This window comes from Arthrobacter sp. S41, from assembly GCF_004320535.1.
Taxonomy (GTDB): Bacteria; Actinomycetota; Actinomycetes; order Actinomycetales; family Micrococcaceae; genus Glutamicibacter.
Map to the genome: position 1 here is coordinate 2,353,061 of NZ_SIHY01000001.1, position 18,175 is coordinate 2,371,235.

Sequence of the window (18,175 nt, forward strand, 5' to 3'; positions counted from 1 at the left end):
TGAGGTAAAGCCTCGCTATCCACCTCGCAATTTTAGGACGAAAGGGTTCTATCCCCGTGACTTCAGCACAGAACGACGAAATCCGCGACGTAATCATCGTCGGCTCCGGCCCGTCGGGTTATACAGCTGCGATTTACACCGCCCGTGCGAACCTTAAACCTCTGGTTATCGCAGGTTCGGTTACAGCTGGTGGCGAACTGATGAACACCACCGAGGTGGAGAACTTCCCAGGTTTCCCAGAGGGCATCATGGGCCCAGACTTGATGGACAACCTGCAGAAGCAGGCAGAGCGCTTTGGCGCTGAAATCTTGTTCGACGACGTTACCGAAATGGACCTGAAAGGCGACATCAAGACCTTGTCGCTGGCTGATGGCACCACCTACCGTGCACATGCCGTCATCGTCTCCACCGGCTCCGCATACCGCGAGCTGGGCCTAGAAGACGAGAAGCGCCTCTCCGGCCACGGCGTCTCCTGGTGCGCTACCTGCGACGGTTTCTTCTTCCGCGAGCAGAACATCGCCGTCATCGGCGGTGGCGACTCAGCCATGGAAGAGGCACTGTTCCTGACCAAGTTTGCTGCCAAGGTCACCGTTGTACACCGTCGCAGTGAGCTGCGCGCATCAAAGATCATGGCAGATCGCGCCCTGGCCCACGAGAAGATTGACTTCGTTTGGGACTCAGAGGTTGTCGGCATCAACGGCGAGGATAAGGTTCAGAGCATTGCACTGAAGAACCTCGTCAACGGCGCCGAGAGCACCCTGGACGTCACCGGTATCTTTGTTGCCATTGGCAATGACCCACGCGTTGATCTCGTCAAGGATCAGCTCGAGCTGACTTCCGAGGGCACCATCGCCGTCGAAGGACGTACTTCGAAGACTTCGCTGCCAGGCGTATTTGCTGCAGGCGACGTCATCGATTCCACTTACCGCCAGGCAATCACCGCAGCCGGTTCCGGCTGCGCCGCTGCACAGGACGTGGAGCACTACCTGGCCAACATCACCACCGAAACCGTAGCTACCGTCTAAGTAGATTTCTCAGAAAGGGGTTGTCTCTCATGAGCAACGCAAAAGCAGTAACTGAAGCAACCTTCCAGAGCGAAGTTCTGGATTCCGAAAAGCCAGTCATCGTCGATTTCTGGGCAGAGTGGTGCGGTCCTTGCCGCCAGCTTGGTCCAGTACTGGATCAGATTGCTGAAGAGCACGCTGAAAAGGTAGACGTTGTAAAGATCAACGTTGACGAGAACCAGGGCATCGCCGCTAAGTACGGCATCACCAGCATCCCTGCTGTTTACGTTTTCAAGGGTGGCGAGCACGTAGCTACCTCGATCGGTGCTAAGCCAAAGGCTGTCATCGAAAAGGACTTTGCAGAGTACCTGTAAGTCACTAGCTTTACCAGAAGGGGGATCGGCCATCGGCCGATCCCCCTTTTCTTGTCTCAGCATGTTTTCAGACCCTAGCTGGGGTTAGGGTGAACTAGGTGCCTCTCCTGAGAGCTATTTGGAGCACGATATGCGGTATGAAAGTTATTTACTTTGTTTTTCTAGATATTCTTACTTGAAACTAGAATTCTGTCCTCACCGGGCTCAGGAGAGCGGTTCGTTCAAAGCGCCTGCCGGTGATTGCCAAAGATGCATCCTCTACGATCGAAAATGGTATTTGCATTTCTCTCGAATCAGCCAGAGCAACCCCTTGAACTGCAGTTGGTTCCCTCGGGAGGAAAACTAGCTCCTCCTTCCACGGTGTAAGTCTGCTTTGTAGATCCCGTCAGTTTTTGTATTCACGACTCTTTCAGACCAACGCGTTAGACCTATGTGTAGTTATCGATTAAAACGTCGGTTTTTTTGCTCTCCGAGTCCCGCATGGAAATGTTGTGAACCGAGATGGAATCTTGAGTTCCTGGCCACCGATGCTGACAACGATAGCTCCTCCCCTGAACGCCCAAGCTGTCAAAGACACATCCTCTTCGCAATGTCCGTGCCCTCAGTGTCTATAGCTTCAGCTTGCTGCCCCGGTGTCTGTCCGCGACCCACACGGAGCATACGGACAGAGTCAACTGAACGAATCTTTTCAAATTTCCCATAGGAGCTATCTAGTCCAAGTTTCAGTCCAACCAACCTGGTGGCGAGGAGATCATCACGCTCATAGGAGCTCTCCCTCAAGACCGGACACAGTCTCTACACCCCACCTGAAACTCAGCGGATCTTCACTAGATCTTAGAGAGCCATACGTCAGCTAGCCGCTCGCTCTCCCCCAGAATTCGTGAGCTTTCCTTCGACGCTCGATATACATCGTCAAGCGCCGCGAGTTCAGCCTCCTGATGCGTTCTGCCGACATGACATGCACTCATCGCGGTACCAATTGCCTAGAGTATGCGCTCGATAGGCCCAAAACTCGTTCTTATAGTCATCCCGGAACCTCTCTGGATCACTGGACAGCCTAGAATCGGCCTCTAGAGGCCGTAGGGGCCTCACGTGGAAACGTGGGGGAACCTCTCACGAGAGAGGAGGCTCTGGAGGCCCCTGAGGGGGCCGTAGAGCACCTAAGGGGTGCTCGGTTGCCCTAGAGGAGTTCTGTTGGGCATTTAGGCACTTGAAACACGTGTCTTCGGCGCTTTTGTTCGCATAAAACCAGGCCAGTGGTATCCATTCCTTACGAGCTCGAACTTCTATCTAGGTCACGCTGTACAGCAGAAGTTATCGGCCCATGAACCGCGCAAGTCTCTCTGGGCGCACCCGATCATGGTCGCCCGATCCGGGGCTACTCCGGCATCAGCTCCTGTCGCTTCTGAAGGGTCAATACATGAGGTCGGGACCACCGCTGAGGCCACAACGTTGATCGCGCGGCAGGCGTCGATTTCGATCTGCGAGACCGTCACTCAGCGTGGGCTCGGCATAGCGCGCATCCGTCACATACTCGCATGTCTCTATGTACTAAGCCGTCTCTTCTGGACACGTTTCCTGTTCTCATTCTTCGACACCATATAGCCTGCCGTCCTCAGTTGAATGGCTAACTGAGCTTCACTTGGCTTCCCCAGAACAATGTGAGCACTATGTTGTCTTGGATGGATACCAATCTCGTGGCGACCTAAACTGCATTCCAGGATTTCTAAAGAACTATGCCACCAGTCCGCTTGGATGTTTCACGTGAAACGTACGGCAATCCGTCGCTGGAAGTGCCTGCGCAATTACGCACTTTTCACCACTGTTTCACGTGAAACATCAATGTAGTTCGTCGTGCCCATCCAATACTTGCACTGCTCAGCCTGGATGGAACCGACTCGAGGCGCGCCCTTCTGTTCACAGTCCTGCTGTTCATTGCTACGCCAAGGAACAGGCGGCAACGGATGGATCGTGTTTCAACAACAGACCCGCAGCGCCCATGATGCTCAGCTTTACAGTACGAGACACTGATACTGATCAGCACCAATACATAATCATCGAACAGGAAATTTCTGAGCCTCCAATAATTATTTATGGGAAGGCCTGAACTGCCCCGTCGCCCCGCAGGTCTCAGAAAGTCCTATGAAAGCCATCCGAACACGGATGTTTCACGTGAAACGTCAGAACCTGGACCGAACTACGTGTCCGCAGTCGGGGGCACGCCCACGGAGAAATCATTCAAGCCTGACGCCAGACACAGGCATGAACTCACTACGTAGATCAAGAACCACTCCCCCTCGGTGAACTGATTCAGATCCGTAGACACATAGTCCCTCCAGCTGAAGCTCATCAGGTGCTTGAAGAAACCGTCAGTATTCGTCGCGAAGGTCGAGAGCACACTTATGGTGCGTCTCTGCTGAATCTACAGACCAGTAACTCAGCGCAGGCGATCCTGATCAGAAACCCGTGCCTAGTCGCAACTGATTGCTTCAATTCCTACTCGCCGCAACTGTCCATCCGCGAATCATGTCAGATGCTCCTATCCCCTATCCGTCTCAGTGATCGCGTTTCATGTTTGTAGCATCAGCGCTCTTACATCTGATGACGCGCTAGTCTCTCGGAACCTCCGTGGAGAAGCCAAAACGATCTCTAATCTAATGAACCCTGATCATCGTGTATTGCAATCTCGAAGAGGTGGAACAGTTATGTAGTTCCTTGGAGACTCGTGACAGCGAATCAGGAACGCCGTTTCTAGAAGATAGCTACGGTACTTCAGTTGAGGCCCGTGGTTCAATTCCTCGCGACAGACAATCTTTCCAACCCCAGGGACACTTCCCCAATGCTGTTGTTGCAGTCCGAGCGAAAGCATATCTCCACGTATGCAGAAGCCAGGTAGCTACACTGAGTCGGCCAGCAAGATCATTAGTGGTTTGCGACGCTGCATCCGACGTTGTAGCTACACACTCGCAGTTCAACGCCGACCCATTTGAATCTGACATCTCCACCGTGATTCCTCCAGAGACCTCTTCATCCCAATATTGGAGCTACATCTTGGAGGCAAATTTGCGGCTGACGGACTGGATCCTTCTGTCGTTCCTAGACTCGCTCTAAGCCCGGATCCCCTACAACCGAACTTTCGCCGATTGCGGTCGCATAAATCTGTAGTCCTGCGTCGTCAAACGTTGAAATCGTAATGTTTCACGTGAAACTTCACGGCTAATCACCCTATCAATCGTCTGTCCCCTCGATCGCAAGACTGGCGAGGCCTGTACCCCAGGTGTGTGCATTCGTCAGCCCCGTCAGGTACCACTGGTAGGACTGAATAGGATTTCCTTCGGCTCGGTCGATTCCACCAGTTATCGATGCCCTTGGAGTCTGTGGATTACTGAGGACGAGAACATCCGTTCGTCTTCCTCTCCATGATGTTTCACGTGAAACGCGTCGTTAAATGCAAAAGGCGCATGTTTCACGTGAAACATGCGCCTTTTCTGCTAAATTATTGCTTCATCTCAGGGTCAATGACCTGCATGATGCGGTTGAGGTCATCGACGGAGGCGAATTCAATACTGACCTTACCCTTGCGCGAGCCAAGTTGGATCTTCACATTCGTGTCCAGGCGGTCCGCAAGCGACGTAGCGAGGAAGTCTAGGCGTTCGTTACGCTGAGTCTCTTTGGTTTTCTTTGCAGTCTTCTTAGGCTTGTCGTCACTGAGCGCTACCGCTTCTTCCGTAGCTCGTACGGAAAGGCCTTCGTTGATGATTCGCTGGGCTAGTTGCTCAATGGCTTCGTTGTTCGAAAGCCCAAGTAATGCCCTCGCGTGTCCAGCGGAGAGTACTCCCGCTGCCACCCGGCGCTGAACCAGTGGAGGCAGCTTCATGAGACGAATTGTATTGGAGATCTGCGAACGCGAACGTCCAATACGATCCGAAAGTACTTCTTGAGTACAGTCGAATTCTTCTAATAGTTGCTGATATGCAGCCGCTTCTTCAAGCGGATTCAGCTGCGAACGATGCAGGTTTTCAAGCAATGCGTCGCGAAGAAGATCATTATCTTGTGTGTCGCGGATGATTGCTGGGATGGTTTCCAGGCCGGCCGCCTGCGTCGCGCGCCAACGGCGTTCACCCATGACAAGCTCATACGGTGCGTCATCAGCTTCGCGTGAGGGACGAACAACGATGGGCTGAAGAAGCCCAATTTCGCGGATGGAATGGATGAGTTCATCCATGTGTTCCTGGTCGAAATTGGTTCTTGGCTGCTTACGGTTAGGATGAATCTGCGTTACATCAAGTTCCGCAAATTTAGCGCCCGGCACCTCAACAAGATCGGACGTCTCATCGGTTGTCACCGAAGGTGCTTCGATCTTTGGTGCAGTCTTTTTAGCTGGCTTTTCAGCTTCGGTGGGTTCAACCACTGGCTTGGCGGACAACGAGCTATTCAACCCTGGCATCGTCGCGCGTGGTCGCTTCGTAGTCTTGCTTGCAGCTGGCGCAGCAGACTTTGGTGCCGAGGACTTGCGACCCGGTTCAAAGAACATGTCTACAGGACGTGCTGCCTTACTTTTTGCGGAATCAGCTTTAGTCTCAGTCGAAGATGTTTCACGTGAAACATCGACTTTCTCCTCGGCAATCTCCGTGACAGGCGAGCTCGAGATAAGAGCACCTAGTCCCCTACCCAATCCACGCTTCTTCTCTGCCATGTTAATTGCACGCCCTTTCGTCCGAACATTCAGCCCGAGACTAGTTTACTGTTTTTAAACTTTCATACGGGGATGCGCGCGCAAAAGCCTAGCTCCAGTGTTGACTTCGCTTCAAACCGCTTAAAGTGAACACGAAAAACAAACAAAAAAATACGTAAATATCGATCTATTTACGTGGAACGGCTTGAGGCAGACTAAGCGCCGCGCTCGGCCATCTCTTGGGCTGCTTCCTTGTACGAAAGTGCGCCAGTTGAGTTGGGATCGTACGTAATGACGGTCTGCTGGTAACTAGGTGCCTCGGAGATACGAACGGACCGAGGAATTACTGCTTCAAGAACCTGCTCAGGGAAATGCTCGCGAACTTCATTAGCAACCTGCGCGGCCAACTTGGTACGACCGTCATACATGGTCAAAAGAATCGTGGAGACGGTCAGCTTGGAGTTCAAGTGCTTCTGAATCATCTCAATGTTCTTCAGCAACTGGCTCAGTCCTTCCAATGCGTAGTACTCGCACTGGATAGGAATCAAAACTTCGCGTGCAGCAACAAAAGCGTTGACGGTCAGAAGGCCCAGGCTAGGTGGGCAGTCAATGAACACGTAGTCGAGTCGTGGGAGACCCTCTCGCTGACGCGTACGTGCGTAGTCATCTAAGGCTCGCTGTAGGCGCTGCTCGCGCGCCACGAGGGATACAAGCTCGATTTCAGCACCAGCGAGGTGGATCGTCGCAGGAGCTACCTGCAAGCTAGGAAGCTCTGGGCAGGTTGCAACAACGTCAGCCAACGGAAGATCATTGATAAGCACATCGTAGATGCTGTCGACCTCGGCATGGTGCTCAATTCCGAGAGCGGTTGAGGCGTTGCCCTGCGGATCAATGTCGATCACCAAAACGTTCATTCCGCCCTGCGCTAGAGCAGCAGCAAGGTTAACAGTGGTCGTCGTTTTACCGACCCCACCCTTTTGGTTTGAGATCGTGAAATAGCGGGTCTTATCAGGCGCTGGCACCGTGGTGGCCTCCAAAGCTTCGCGACGACGAAGTTCGCTAGCTATCTGTGTAGCCAGTGGCGAGGACGAGTCACTGAAGTCAAAAGCGCTGCTCGATGAGCTCTTAGTCTTGGACACAGGTAAAACTCCTCCTCGTGAATTGATGCAACCCATATTCAAGGCAACACCGACAATGTTTCACGTGAAACATTCAAAACAAGTTATTGGAATTGCTAAACAACTTCAGGCCTACAGCTCGCGCGAAATTTGCCGTTAGCGTCCCAAGAACTATTAAACAGACTATCGCGTTGGGCTAGCCAACCTTAATGCGAACCACCGTAGTTGGCTCTGCGAGGAATTCTCCACCGATGGTGAGGACTTCTGTTTCCTTGCCTCCGAGCTTGCGGATGGCCTTGGAAGCCTTGTCGATTTCTTCGGCGGCTGAGCGACCCTTGATAGCAATAAGTTGGCCCTTGCCGTGGAGCAGGGGGATCGTCAGGCCAGCGAGGTTGGTCAGTGCGGAGACGGCACGTGCAGTGACATAGCTAGCGTTAACGGCATCAACCATCTGCTCAGCACGTCCACGCATAACCGTCACGTTATCCAAGCCAAGGTCTTCGATGACTTCCGAAAGCCAGATGCAACGACGCTCTAGTGGCTCAATGAGAGTCAGCTTGAGGTCAGGGCGGGCAATGGCCAAGCAGAGGCCTGGAAGGCCCGCTCCGGAGCCTACGTCAGCAACTTCGACGTCGCGCTCGATGACCGATTCAATCACGGCACAGTTGAGTACGTGACGGGACCACAGGCGCGGTACCTCACGAGGGCCAAGCAGTCCACGCTCAATGCCTGAGGTAGCCAGGTGCTGGACATAGCGCTTAGCTAAATCCAGGCGGTCGCCGAAGATCTTTTCAGCGGCCAGGGTCTCTTCTGCAGTAAGGCTGAGATCCTCAGTCATGGTCTTGGTCCTTTAGGTCGATCAGCACGCTTGCGCGCGATGTTGCTTAGTTGTCCAGTACCGAGATAACGATATGGCGTCGAGTTGATTCACCCTCGGATTCCGAGTGCAATCCTGCATCGGCAATCACGTCGTGCACGAGCTTACGTTCGTAGGCGCTCATTGGATCCAGGTGGACCTTTTCACCCGTTGAACGAGCAGACTCAATGGCTTCTTCAGCCAACTTCTTCAGCTGCCCAGCACGGTCCGTACGATACCCTGCAATGTCCAGGATCAAACGGGAACGCTCACCGGTAGCGGTAAGAACTGCCAGTCGGGTCAGTTCCTGCAGAGAGTCTAAGACCTCGCCCTTATCGCCAATGAGGCTATTGAGCGAGTCATCGTCCTCATCGGTGAGGATCGAAATGTAGGTACGTCCGCCACGGATTTCGATGTCGATGTCGCCATCAAGATCAGCAATATCCAGAAGTTCTTCAAGGTAGTCTGCAGCAACCTCACCCTCGTCGAGGGCGTCTTGTGGTGCCACGATTTGAGGCTCCACGGTTGGAGCGTCAATATTCTCAGTTGCAGTCATCGCTACTTCTTCTTCCGGCGGTTATTTCGCTTTGGCTGGTCACGCTGGCCCTTAGCCTGCTGGAGTGCTGCCTCTTCGGCGGCTGCAGCTGCGTCTTCCTTCTTAACACCTACTGGAGGCAAACCCTTAGTTGCGCGGCGAGCGTTAAGTTCACGCTCTGCCTGGGAGCCTGGAGTTGGGTTGTTACGGATAACCCAGTACTGCTGACCCAGGGTCCAAAGGTTGGTAGCGGTCCAGTAAATCAGAACACCAATTGGGAAGTTGATACCACCGATACCGAAGACCAACGGCAGGATGTACATCATCATCTTCTGCTGCTGCATGAACGGGCCTTCGAGGGCCTCCTTGCTCATGTTCTTGGTCATCAGCTGGCGCTGGGTGAAGAACTGCGATGCGATCATCGCGAGGATCATGATGACGGCAACAACTACGACGGCCCAGTTGGTATGGCCCGAGTTGAAGGTTCCCAAGAAAGTTTCCGATAGCGGAGCACCAAAGATCTCGGCGCTATCAAAACTACGGATGTTCTCAACAGAGAGGGCGCCAACGGACTGGTGGTTCTCGCTGGCGTGCGAGGCATTGTTCAGTACGCGGAACAGTGCGAAGAAGAACGGCATCTGAATCAACAGAGGCAAGCAGGAAGACAGCGGGTTAGTCTTGTGCTTCTTGAACAGCTCTTGCTGCTCCTGAACCATAGCCTGACGCGACATCTGGTCGGTCTTGCCCTTGTACTTCGCCTGAAGCTTGCGAAGGTCAGGCTGCAAGGCCTGCATAGCGCGCTGCGATTTGATCTGCTTGACGAATACTGGAATCAGCAACGTACGGATCAGCAGCACAAGGAAGATGATCGAGAGGGTCCAGGTAACGCCTGAACCTTCGTTCATGCCAATCCGAGTGAACAGTTCGTGGAATGCCCACAAAACCCACGACACCGCATAAGTAAACGGAGTCAATATGGTGTCTAGAAAGTTGTTCATCAGTGGTCGAGCTCCTTGCGGCCGCTATCCGCGGCGTCTTCATCGTCGGGAATCACAGGATGATTCAGAACTATGATCCTCGGCAGTTTGCCTTCTGGCCAAATCCTTGGTCCCTCAGGAACATGATCGACGCCCCCGTGAGACCACGGATTGCACCGAAGGATTCGCCAAGTGGTCAGTCCGGCACCTTTAACAACGCCGTGCTGAGTCACCGCTTCGAGCCCATAGGCAGAACAGCTAGGAAAGTATCGGCATACATCGCCATATAGTGGCGAGATGATTTTTCGGTAAATCTTTAGCAACCCGATGACGGTGTTGCGTGGAATATCAATGATGATCCACAGCAACCCAGTGCGGGGGGCAGAATCCTTACGCATCAGCGATCCTCGAGCTTCCTTAACGCAGCGGAAAATGATGCGTTGATCTGGGAACGAAGTTCATCCCAAGAAAGTTCCGAGGCGCCAGGAAGCGCACGTACGACAAAGTCAACATCGCCCTCTACGCGCCGAAGCTCGTGGGCGATTTCTCGCATTCGTCGTTTAGCGAGGTTCCTTTTAACGGCAATACCAACAGCCTTGGAAACTATGAATCCAAACCGGTCCCCCGCAAACTCTTCAGTTTCGCGGCGGCGTGCATATAGCACGACGTTCCGGCGTCCGCTTCGGACGCCGGAACGTACTGTGACTGTTAGGTCCTGCGCTAAGCGCAGTCGCTGATTCTTTGGCAACATGATGGTTCAACCAGCTCTTTAGTTGAGCTCGTTGAAATCATGAAGCCAACAGCTGAGTCGCAAATTTATGCTGAGAGTTCGGTGCGGCCCTTGCCACGACGTGCCGAAAGGATGGCACGACCTGCACGGGTACGCATACGAAGACGGAAACCGTGCTTCTTCGAACGACGACGGTTGTTTGGCTGAAAAGTCCGCTTGCTCACGGTGACACTCCAAGACGATCTAGATGATGCGTTCTTCCCGTTGACTATTTAGCAGTGAACAACAGGATGACGCTCGTAACTTATAAAAAGTGTGCGTATTTCGCGGGCTCTTCTAAAAAATGAGCAAGTCGCAAATGAAGCACACAGGACTGAATAACAATAGAAAAATGTTCGCCATAGGTCAAATTGGCGCGACAGTTCCACCAACTTCGCCCGGCAGGCGGTTAGCCTGTGAATAATCTACCCCAAACTTGTGGATTACTACTGTGCATAACGAAAGAAAGTTCACATTTAGCCACGAAACCGCAGGTCATCTCCAAGCTTAAAACGCTTATTCTCAAGGGAAAACCTCTTTTCCACAGTTTAGTGGCCAACTTTTTCCACCTAGCTGTGCATAACTGTGTGGATGGTGGATAGAATCAATGGAGACGTCGTCCAAAAAACGGCGTTTTCGAGCCTTGGAAACAAGATTCGTGTGACCAAGATTGCATTTTTATCGAGAGTGGGGCGCCCTTAGTGAGCAGCGACGAAACCAATAGCATTGGTAGCTCCTGGCGCCAGGTCATTCGCAAGATCGAGGACGACGATCGCGTCAAAGCCCGCTACCGTGCCTTCGTATCGTTGGCTAAGCCGCAAGGATTGATCGGAACTACGTTGCTAGTGGCAGTTCCCAATGACCTGACGCGAGACATCCTGCAGACTCAACTTCGTGAACCTCTAGATGAGGCCCTACGCGAAGTATTCCAAGACGATATCCGCTGTGCCGTCAGCGTTGATCTGTCTCTTTCGGACGAGTTGGAAGAAGAAATTCCAGAAACAACTGCTCCAGCTCCCGCGGCACCAGCCGTTACTGAGACCCCAGGTCCGCGGCCGCAGCCAGCACCACAGCCAACGCCCCCATCGAACTCGCAAGAATTCGGCCGGCTGAACCCCAAGTACATTTTTGACACCTTTGTCATTGGTTCCTCGAACCGCTTCGCCCACGCTGCAGCAGTGGCAGTAGCCGAAGCACCAGCCAAGGCTTATAACCCGCTATTCATCTATGGCGATTCCGGGCTAGGAAAAACTCACCTTCTGCACGCCATTGGCCACTACGCTCGTCACCTGTACAAAGGTATTCGCGTTCGCTACGTGAATTCAGAAGAGTTCACCAATGACTTCATCAACTCCATCCGTGATGACGAAGGCGCCAGCTTCAAGCAGACCTACCGCAACGTAGACATCCTGCTCATTGACGATATTCAGTTCTTGGCCAATAAGGACGCAACGCAGGAAGAGTTCTTCCATACGTTTAATGCGCTGCACAACCACAACAAGCAAGTTGTGATCACTTCTGATCTACCTCCCAAGCAGCTGCAAGGGTTCGAAGATCGTATGCGTTCACGCTTCGAGTGGGGCCTACTTACCGATATCCAGCCACCTGAGTTGGAAACTCGTATCGCGATTCTGCGTAAGAAGGCCGATGCTGAGAACCTTTCGGCTCCAGGAGACGTCATGGAGTACATCGCTTCACGCATCTCCACCAACATCCGTGAACTTGAGGGTGCGTTGATTCGAGTCACCGCTTTCGCTTCGCTCAATAACCAGTCCGTTGATCTGGCCTTGGCAGAAACCGTACTCAAGGACCTGATCAGCGAAGACGGTGCCCAAGAAATCACGCCGTCAACGATTATCAAGCAGACCGCCGAATACTTCGGGCTGTCTATTGATGAGCTCAACAGCAAGTCCCGAACCCGTACTTTGGTCACCGCCCGTCAGATCGCTATGTACCTTTTGCGTGAGCTTACTGACATGTCGCTGCCAAAAATTGGTGCCGAACTTGGTGGACGCGACCACACCACCGTGATTCACGCGGATCGTAAGATTCGTGAGCTCATGGCGGAACGTCGAGCCATCTTTAACCAAGTCACAGAGCTAACTAACCGCATTAAGCAGAGCCAGCGGGAGCATTAATCCCAAGAAATCACAGGTGTGGATAAAACTGTGGATGATCTGGTGACTACCTGCGGATAAACATAGGTACCCATGTGGACGTTAAAAATCGTGGAACTGAGTTTCAACAGGGTGCTGGAACTGAGTGTCAGTTTCAACCACAGATTGTTCACATGCACAATCGCCGTCATTTCACGGTGGATGGGGGTTGTCCACAGTATCCACAGGGGTTATTAACACTTCTCCTTTAAACACTTATTCATCCAAATAACGAGTCCACTCCTGAACCTCGAGCCAAACCTGTTCAAATCTTTTTCTCGCAGCTCTCATCAACAACCGAGACCGAGCGATGACTTTGCATCAACAAGACGTGGCAAGATTAAGATGGAGAGAACGTGCAACTACCTGCTCTATGCTTAAGAACTTGGCGAGGGAAAAACCTTCTTGGCCTGACTTAAGTTTCAAAGGGTTCCGAAAGGCGGATTTTTCGTGAAGTTCAGCGTTGAAAAGGATGTATTGGCAGACGCCGTATCCTGGACCGCTCGGTCCTTGGCACAACGCCCACCCTCACCAGTACTGGCTGGCATCTTGATCACTACCCATGACGGCTTAGTTCGCCTCGAGGGATTTGATTATGAGATTTCCTCACACATTGAGATCCCTGCGGACATCTCAGAGCAAGGCTCGATCCTGGTATCAGGCAAGCTCTTGGCTGAGATCACTCGTTCATTGCCAAACTCAACGGTGACTCTTGAAACCGATGGCACCAAGATCTCTTTGACTTGTGGTCGCTCACGCTTCCACCTGGCCACCATGCCAGTTGATGAATACCCAACGCTTCCAGAACTTCCAGCAATTGCCGGCACCATCGATGGTCAGGCTTTCTCTGCTGCTGTTTCTCAGGTCATCGTTGCTGCTTCGAAGGATGACACTCTCCCAGTGCTCACCGGCATCAAGGTTGAAATTGAAAACGACCTGATCACCTTCCTGGCAACTGACCGTTACCGTTTGGCACTGCGCGAACTGAATTGGACTCCAAACACTTCGGAGATTTCCACTTCGTTCTTGATCAAGGCCAAGACCTTGAGCGAAGTTGCTAAGACTCTTTCGGGTGCAGGCGAACTGAAGCTTGCAATCAGCGAAAACGGTGACATGGTTGGCTTCGAAAGCTCCAACCGTCGCACCACCTCGTTGTTGATTAATGGCGAGTACCCAAAGATTCGATCGCTGTTCCCAAGCGACACCCCGATCCATGCAACGGTTCGCACGAGCGAACTGATGGAAGCGGTACGTCGTGTATCGGTCGTTGCAGAACGAAATACCCCAGTTCGCATGGCCTTCACCGATGGACAGCTGACCTTGGATGCTGGTACCGGCGAAGACGCACAGGCTGAAGAAGCAATCGTTGCTTCCTTACGCGGCGAAGATATTGTTGTGGCGTTCAACCCAACCTTCCTGTCTGAAGGTTTGAACTCGTTCACCACTGACTTTGTTCGTTTCTCGTTCACCAGTGCTCCAAAGCCGGCGATGCTGACCGGTCAGAAGAAGCTGGACGAAGCTGATCAGGATCAGTACCGCTACCTTGTGATGCCAGTACGTTTGCCAAACTCGAACTAAACCCGCAAAGTGGCGGATGAACATTTCATCCGCCACCACGACGTTGTCAGGACTTCGGTGTATATTTCGCAGCTTTCCCTCACGAGCTTCCGCTCGTATGCGCAGGCTGACGTGCACCTAGCTCCTGGCATCAACGTTTTAATCGGCCCCAATGGGGTGGGCAAGACCAACATCGTTGAGTCCATTGGTTACCTAGCTAATTTGGCGTCTCATCGCGTCAGCAACGATGCTCCGTTGCTGAATTTTGGTGCAGAACGAGCTTTGATTCGCGGTACTTTGCACCGCGGAAGCCAAAAGACCACGCTCGAGGTGGAGATCACTAGCGGGAAACTGAACCGAGCAAGGATCAATCGAGCTAACCCGATACGTGCTCGAGAAATCTTGGGCATGGTGCGAACGGTGTTGTTCGCCCCTGAAGATTTGGCTTTGGTTAAGGGCGATCCATCAAATCGCCGCAAGTTCCTTGACGAACTACTCATTGCCTTGCGGCCGATAGAAGCCGGCACCAAAAATGACTACGAACGAATCGTCAAGCAGCGCAATGCATTGCTGAAATCCATTCGTGGAAAATCCAAACTCACCGCTTCGCAAGAGAACACCTTGCAAGCATGGGATCTGCAACTGGCCACCTGCGGGGCTCGACTCATCCGAGGCCGCCTTGATGTTCTTATGCTCATCAGGCCATATATGCAGGCTGCCTACGCGGATCTTGCTGATGGCGGCAAAGCGGCACAGGCGATCTACCGTTCCTCGTTGGAAGGCGAAACCGACGAGAACAGCCTTCCGGTGACGTCGTTGGAGGAGCTGAACCAAGAAGAGATCCAAGATCTTCTTCTTGGTGCCATCGAATCGAACCGCAGCCGTGAACTAGACCGCGGCATCTCGCTATTCGGCCCCCACCGTGATGACCTTGCGCTGATCCTAGGCCCAACTCCCGCCAAGGGCTACGCCTCCCACGGTGAAACCTGGTCCTTTGCCTTGGCTCTGCGTCTGGCAGCCTACAGAGTTTTTGGTGATGATGATCCTCGAGCGGGTTCGGGACCAATTTTGATTTTGGATGATGTCTTTGCCGAACTAGACACCACTCGTCGAGATCGGCTGGCTCATATTGTTGCCGGCGCAGAGCAAGTTTTGGTCACGGCGGCCGTAGTGGAAGATGTTCCCGAAGCACTGAAGGGACATTTCTTCCAGGTATCCCCTGGCCAGGTTGTCGATGCGTGAGCCTGAAGAGCGGGACGAACACCGCTTTGATCCAGAAATCGACTCAGCGAAGGCCTTGCTGAACCGAATGCGTAGGCTCGCGGAAGAGCGCGGCGAACGCCGCGTAGATGCAGCGCGAATGGAAAAAGTTCGCAAACGTCAGTCCGCCCGTCGCGGCTTCATGGACCAAAAGGGAACCTCCGAACCTGGAGTGGTGCGCGACCCTCGAGCTATTGGTGAAGTTGTCTCGCGGCTATCCAAGGCTCGCGGCTGGAACACCCAAGTTGCCGTGGGCTCGGTGCTGGGGCGCTGGGCTGACATCATTGGTGCGGAAAATGCAGAGCACTGTAAACCCGAATCTTTTGAAGATACGGTGGTGGTGATGCGTTGTGATACGACCGCACGTGCGGCACAGATGCGCCTAATGAGCCACGATATTCTGAAAAAATTTGATGCAGAGTTGGGCCCCGGAATTGTTACCGTGCTCAAGGTCTTAGGACCCAATGCTCCGTCGTGGCGTCACGGCATGCGTTCGGTCGCTGGACGCGGTCCAAGAGACACCTACGGATAAAAATAGCTGGCACGGCATATGGCGCGCTAACGCACCCGGAGGGTGGATCCCCCCTCACTTATGCTCCGCAACTGCCTCAGAAGGTCAATTGCTAGCTTTATGTGGCCGATTTAGGCCACAGAAGCACCGATTATTTTGCTCAGCGCGGTAGAATTAGAAGCAGTGAAATGATTTTGCTGTGGGTCAACCCCGCGGCGATGTCCCTCCAGACCATGATCACCCGAGACGCACTTTGCGGCGCAACGGTGATCGCGCGCTTAATTCGAGGAGTTCGTAGCACCCGTGTCTACTGAAAATGCTTCACCGCAGGATCCGGCAGAAAGCCAGGTTCCCGCGGAATCGATGACTTCCAAAGTCGAACATACCTATGGCGCCCAGGATATTACCGTCCTCGAAGGACTCGAAGCGGTACGTAAACGCCCGGGCATGTACATCGGTTCCACCGGCCCTCGCGGCCTACACCACTTGGTTTACGAAGTCGTGGACAACTCCGTCGATGAAGCCTTGGCTGGATACTGCGACACCATCAACGTCACCTTGCAAGCCGATGGTGGCGTGCGTTGTGTCGACAATGGTCGAGGCATCCCCGTGGATGTCCACCCCACCGAGGGCAAGCCTACCGTTGAGGTAGTTATGACCATCCTGCACGCCGGCGGCAAGTTCGGTGGCGGCGGTTACGCTGTTTCCGGTGGCCTGCACGGTGTGGGTATTTCCGTGGTTAACGCGCTATCGCGCAAGGTGGATACCGTCGTTCGCCGCCAGGGCAACGCATGGCGTATCGGCTTCAGCAATGGTGGTGTGACCACCAGCCCGCTGGAAAAGGGTGAAGAGACCGATAAGACCGGCACCACCCAGACTTTCTACCCGGATCCGGAAATCTTCGAGACCACCGAATTCGATTTTGAGACGCTGCGTGCTCGCTTCCAGCAGATGGCCTTCTTGAACAAGGGCCTGCGCATCACCTTGACCGATGAGCGCACCCCAGTCAACGCTGAACCAGAAGCCGAAGTCGCCGAAGAGATCGAAAACCAGGTAGTTAAGCCAAAAACTGTGGACTACCTCTACAAGGACGGCCTGCTGGACTACGTCAAGCACCTGAACGCCGCCAAAAAGGTAGAACTGGTTCACGACGAGGTCATCGCCTTCGAATCTGAAGACGCTGCTCGAGGCATCAGCCTGGAAATTGCGATGCAGTGGACCAACGCCTACGCCGAGTCCGTGCACACCTACGCGAACACCATCAACACCCATGAGGGTGGTACCCACGAAGAAGGCTTCCGTGCTGCGCTGACCGGTCTGCTGAACCGTTACGCCCGGGATAACAAAATCCTGCGCGAAAAGGATGACAACCTCACCGGTGAAGATGCCCGTGAAGGTTTGACCGCGGTGATTTCGGTGAAGCTTTCCGAACCACAGTTCGAAGGCCAGACCAAAACCAAGCTGGGCAACTCGATGGCCCGCGGCTTTGTCCAGGGTGTAGTCAACGAGGAACTCAGCGACTGGTTCGAGCGCAATCCCAACGTTGCCCGCGACATTATCCGCAAGGCACAGCTCGCTTCCCAGGCGCGTATGGCCGCCCGCAAGGCGCGCGATAATGCCCGACGTAAGTCGCCGATGGAATCCTTCGGTATGCCCGGTAAGCTCTCGGACTGCTCCTCGAAGAATCCTTCCGAGTGCGAAGTGTTCATCGTGGAGGGTGACTCCGCAGGCGGCTCGGCCAAGCGCGGACGTGACCCACACACCCAGGCCATCCTGCCGTTGCGTGGCAAGATCCTGAACGTGGAGCGTGCTCGTCTGGACCGTGCGTTGGGCAATGCCGAAGTTCAGGCAATGATCACCGCTTTTGGTACCGGTATCGGCGAAGAGTTCGACATGGCCAAGCTGCGTTATCACAAGATTGTGCTGATGGCCGATGCTGACGTCGACGGCCAGCACATCACCACCTTGCTGCTGACCTTGATCTTCCGCTTTATGCGTCCGCTGATCGAGCACGGCTACGTTTACCTCGCTGCTCCCCCGCTGTACCGCATCAAGTGGTCCAATGCGCCGCACGACTACGTGTTCTCCGATAAGGAACGCGATGATGCACTGCTAGCTGGACAGACTTCCAACAAGCGCCTGCCAAAGGACAACGGAATCCAGCGCTACAAGGGTCTGGGCGAGATGGACTACTCGGAATTGTGGGACACCACCATGGATCCGGAATTCCGTACGCTGCGCCAGGTCACCATGGATGACGCCGCAGCCGCGGACGAAGTTTTCTCCGTGCTGATGGGCGAGGACGTGGAGTCCCGCCGTAACTTCATCCAGCAGAACGCCAAGGACGTGCGCTTCCTGGATATCTGATCGGCCTAGGCCAAGA

At 53.7% G+C, this 18,175-nt stretch carries 15 protein-coding genes; 7 read left to right on the plus strand and 8 right to left on the minus strand.

What is annotated here, in order from left to right; all coding sequences use genetic code 11:
* The first annotated feature begins 56 nt into the window (after positions 1-56).
* Positions 57-1,025 carry a thioredoxin-disulfide reductase gene (trxB, locus tag EYR88_RS10795; RefSeq protein WP_131089643.1) on the plus strand — a complete coding sequence of 323 codons (969 nt, stop codon included), beginning with the start codon at positions 57-59 and terminating at the stop codon, positions 1,023-1,025.
* Between the two features lie 29 nt (positions 1,026-1,054).
* Positions 1,055-1,378: a thioredoxin gene (gene trxA / locus EYR88_RS10800; protein ID WP_131089644.1), complete on the plus strand. Its 324-nt coding sequence runs from the start codon at positions 1,055-1,057 to the stop codon at positions 1,376-1,378.
* 3,496 nt (positions 1,379-4,874) lie between these two features.
* On the opposite strand, the gene EYR88_RS10805 is transcribed toward trxA, so the two are convergent.
* From EYR88_RS10805 to rpmH, 8 genes are all read right to left on the minus strand, one after another.
* The gene (locus tag EYR88_RS10805) at positions 4,875-6,074 is read right to left on the minus strand and encodes a ParB/RepB/Spo0J family partition protein (RefSeq protein ID WP_131089645.1); all 1,200 of its coding nucleotides are present in this window, start codon (positions 6,072-6,074) and stop codon (positions 4,875-4,877) included.
* 194 nt (positions 6,075-6,268) lie between these two features.
* Entirely contained in the window at positions 6,269-7,192 is a 924-nt protein-coding gene (locus EYR88_RS10810) for a ParA family protein (RefSeq protein WP_278184788.1), read from the minus strand.
* Between the two features lie 175 nt (positions 7,193-7,367).
* Positions 7,368-8,009 carry a 16S rRNA (guanine(527)-N(7))-methyltransferase RsmG gene (rsmG, locus tag EYR88_RS10815; RefSeq protein ID WP_131089646.1) on the minus strand — a complete coding sequence of 214 codons (642 nt, stop codon included), beginning with the start codon at positions 8,007-8,009 and terminating at the stop codon, positions 7,368-7,370.
* A 46-nt stretch (positions 8,010-8,055) separates the two neighbouring features.
* The gene (locus EYR88_RS10820; RefSeq protein WP_131089647.1) at positions 8,056-8,583 is read right to left on the minus strand and encodes a R3H domain-containing nucleic acid-binding protein; all 528 of its coding nucleotides are present in this window, start codon (positions 8,581-8,583) and stop codon (positions 8,056-8,058) included.
* A gap of 2 nt (positions 8,584-8,585) precedes the next feature.
* A complete protein-coding gene (gene yidC / locus EYR88_RS10825; protein WP_131089648.1) occupies positions 8,586-9,560 on the minus strand; it encodes a membrane protein insertase YidC in 975 nt (324 codons plus the stop codon).
* Positions 9,560-9,937: a membrane protein insertion efficiency factor YidD gene (gene yidD / locus EYR88_RS10830; RefSeq protein ID WP_131089649.1), complete on the minus strand. Its 378-nt coding sequence runs from the start codon at positions 9,935-9,937 to the stop codon at positions 9,560-9,562. The genes yidC and yidD overlap by 1 nt, the downstream gene beginning before the upstream one ends.
* A complete protein-coding gene (gene rnpA, locus EYR88_RS10835) occupies positions 9,937-10,290 on the minus strand; it encodes a ribonuclease P protein component (RefSeq protein ID WP_131089650.1) in 354 nt (117 codons plus the stop codon). Before rnpA ends, yidD begins: the two co-directional genes overlap by 1 nt.
* Before the next feature lie 65 nt (positions 10,291-10,355).
* Positions 10,356-10,493: a 50S ribosomal protein L34 gene (rpmH, locus tag EYR88_RS10840; RefSeq protein ID WP_075972541.1), complete on the minus strand. Its 138-nt coding sequence runs from the start codon at positions 10,491-10,493 to the stop codon at positions 10,356-10,358.
* Positions 10,494-11,009: 516 nt separating this feature from the next.
* Between rpmH and dnaA the strand changes: the two genes are divergently transcribed.
* From dnaA to gyrB, 5 genes are all read left to right on the plus strand, one after another.
* Positions 11,010-12,446, plus strand: a complete 1,437-nt coding sequence (dnaA, locus tag EYR88_RS10845) for a chromosomal replication initiator protein DnaA (RefSeq protein WP_131089651.1) — start codon at positions 11,010-11,012, stop codon at positions 12,444-12,446.
* Between the two features lie 468 nt (positions 12,447-12,914).
* Positions 12,915-14,042, plus strand: coding sequence for a DNA polymerase III subunit beta (dnaN, locus tag EYR88_RS10850; protein ID WP_131089652.1), 1,128 nt, complete (start codon positions 12,915-12,917; stop codon positions 14,040-14,042).
* A gap of 57 nt (positions 14,043-14,099) precedes the next feature.
* Complete coding sequence (gene recF / locus EYR88_RS10855) at positions 14,100-15,263, plus strand: DNA replication/repair protein RecF (protein ID WP_131089874.1); 1,164 nt, start codon at positions 14,100-14,102, stop codon at positions 15,261-15,263.
* The gene (locus EYR88_RS10860; protein ID WP_131089653.1) at positions 15,256-15,813 is read left to right on the plus strand and encodes a DciA family protein; all 558 of its coding nucleotides are present in this window, start codon (positions 15,256-15,258) and stop codon (positions 15,811-15,813) included. The genes recF and EYR88_RS10860 overlap by 8 nt, the downstream gene beginning before the upstream one ends.
* 342 nt (positions 15,814-16,155) lie before the next feature.
* On the plus strand, positions 16,156-18,159 hold the full coding sequence (gene gyrB / locus EYR88_RS10865; protein ID WP_207306515.1) for a DNA topoisomerase (ATP-hydrolyzing) subunit B: 2,004 nt from the start codon (positions 16,156-16,158) through the stop codon (positions 18,157-18,159).
* Positions 18,160-18,175 lie beyond the last annotated feature (16 nt).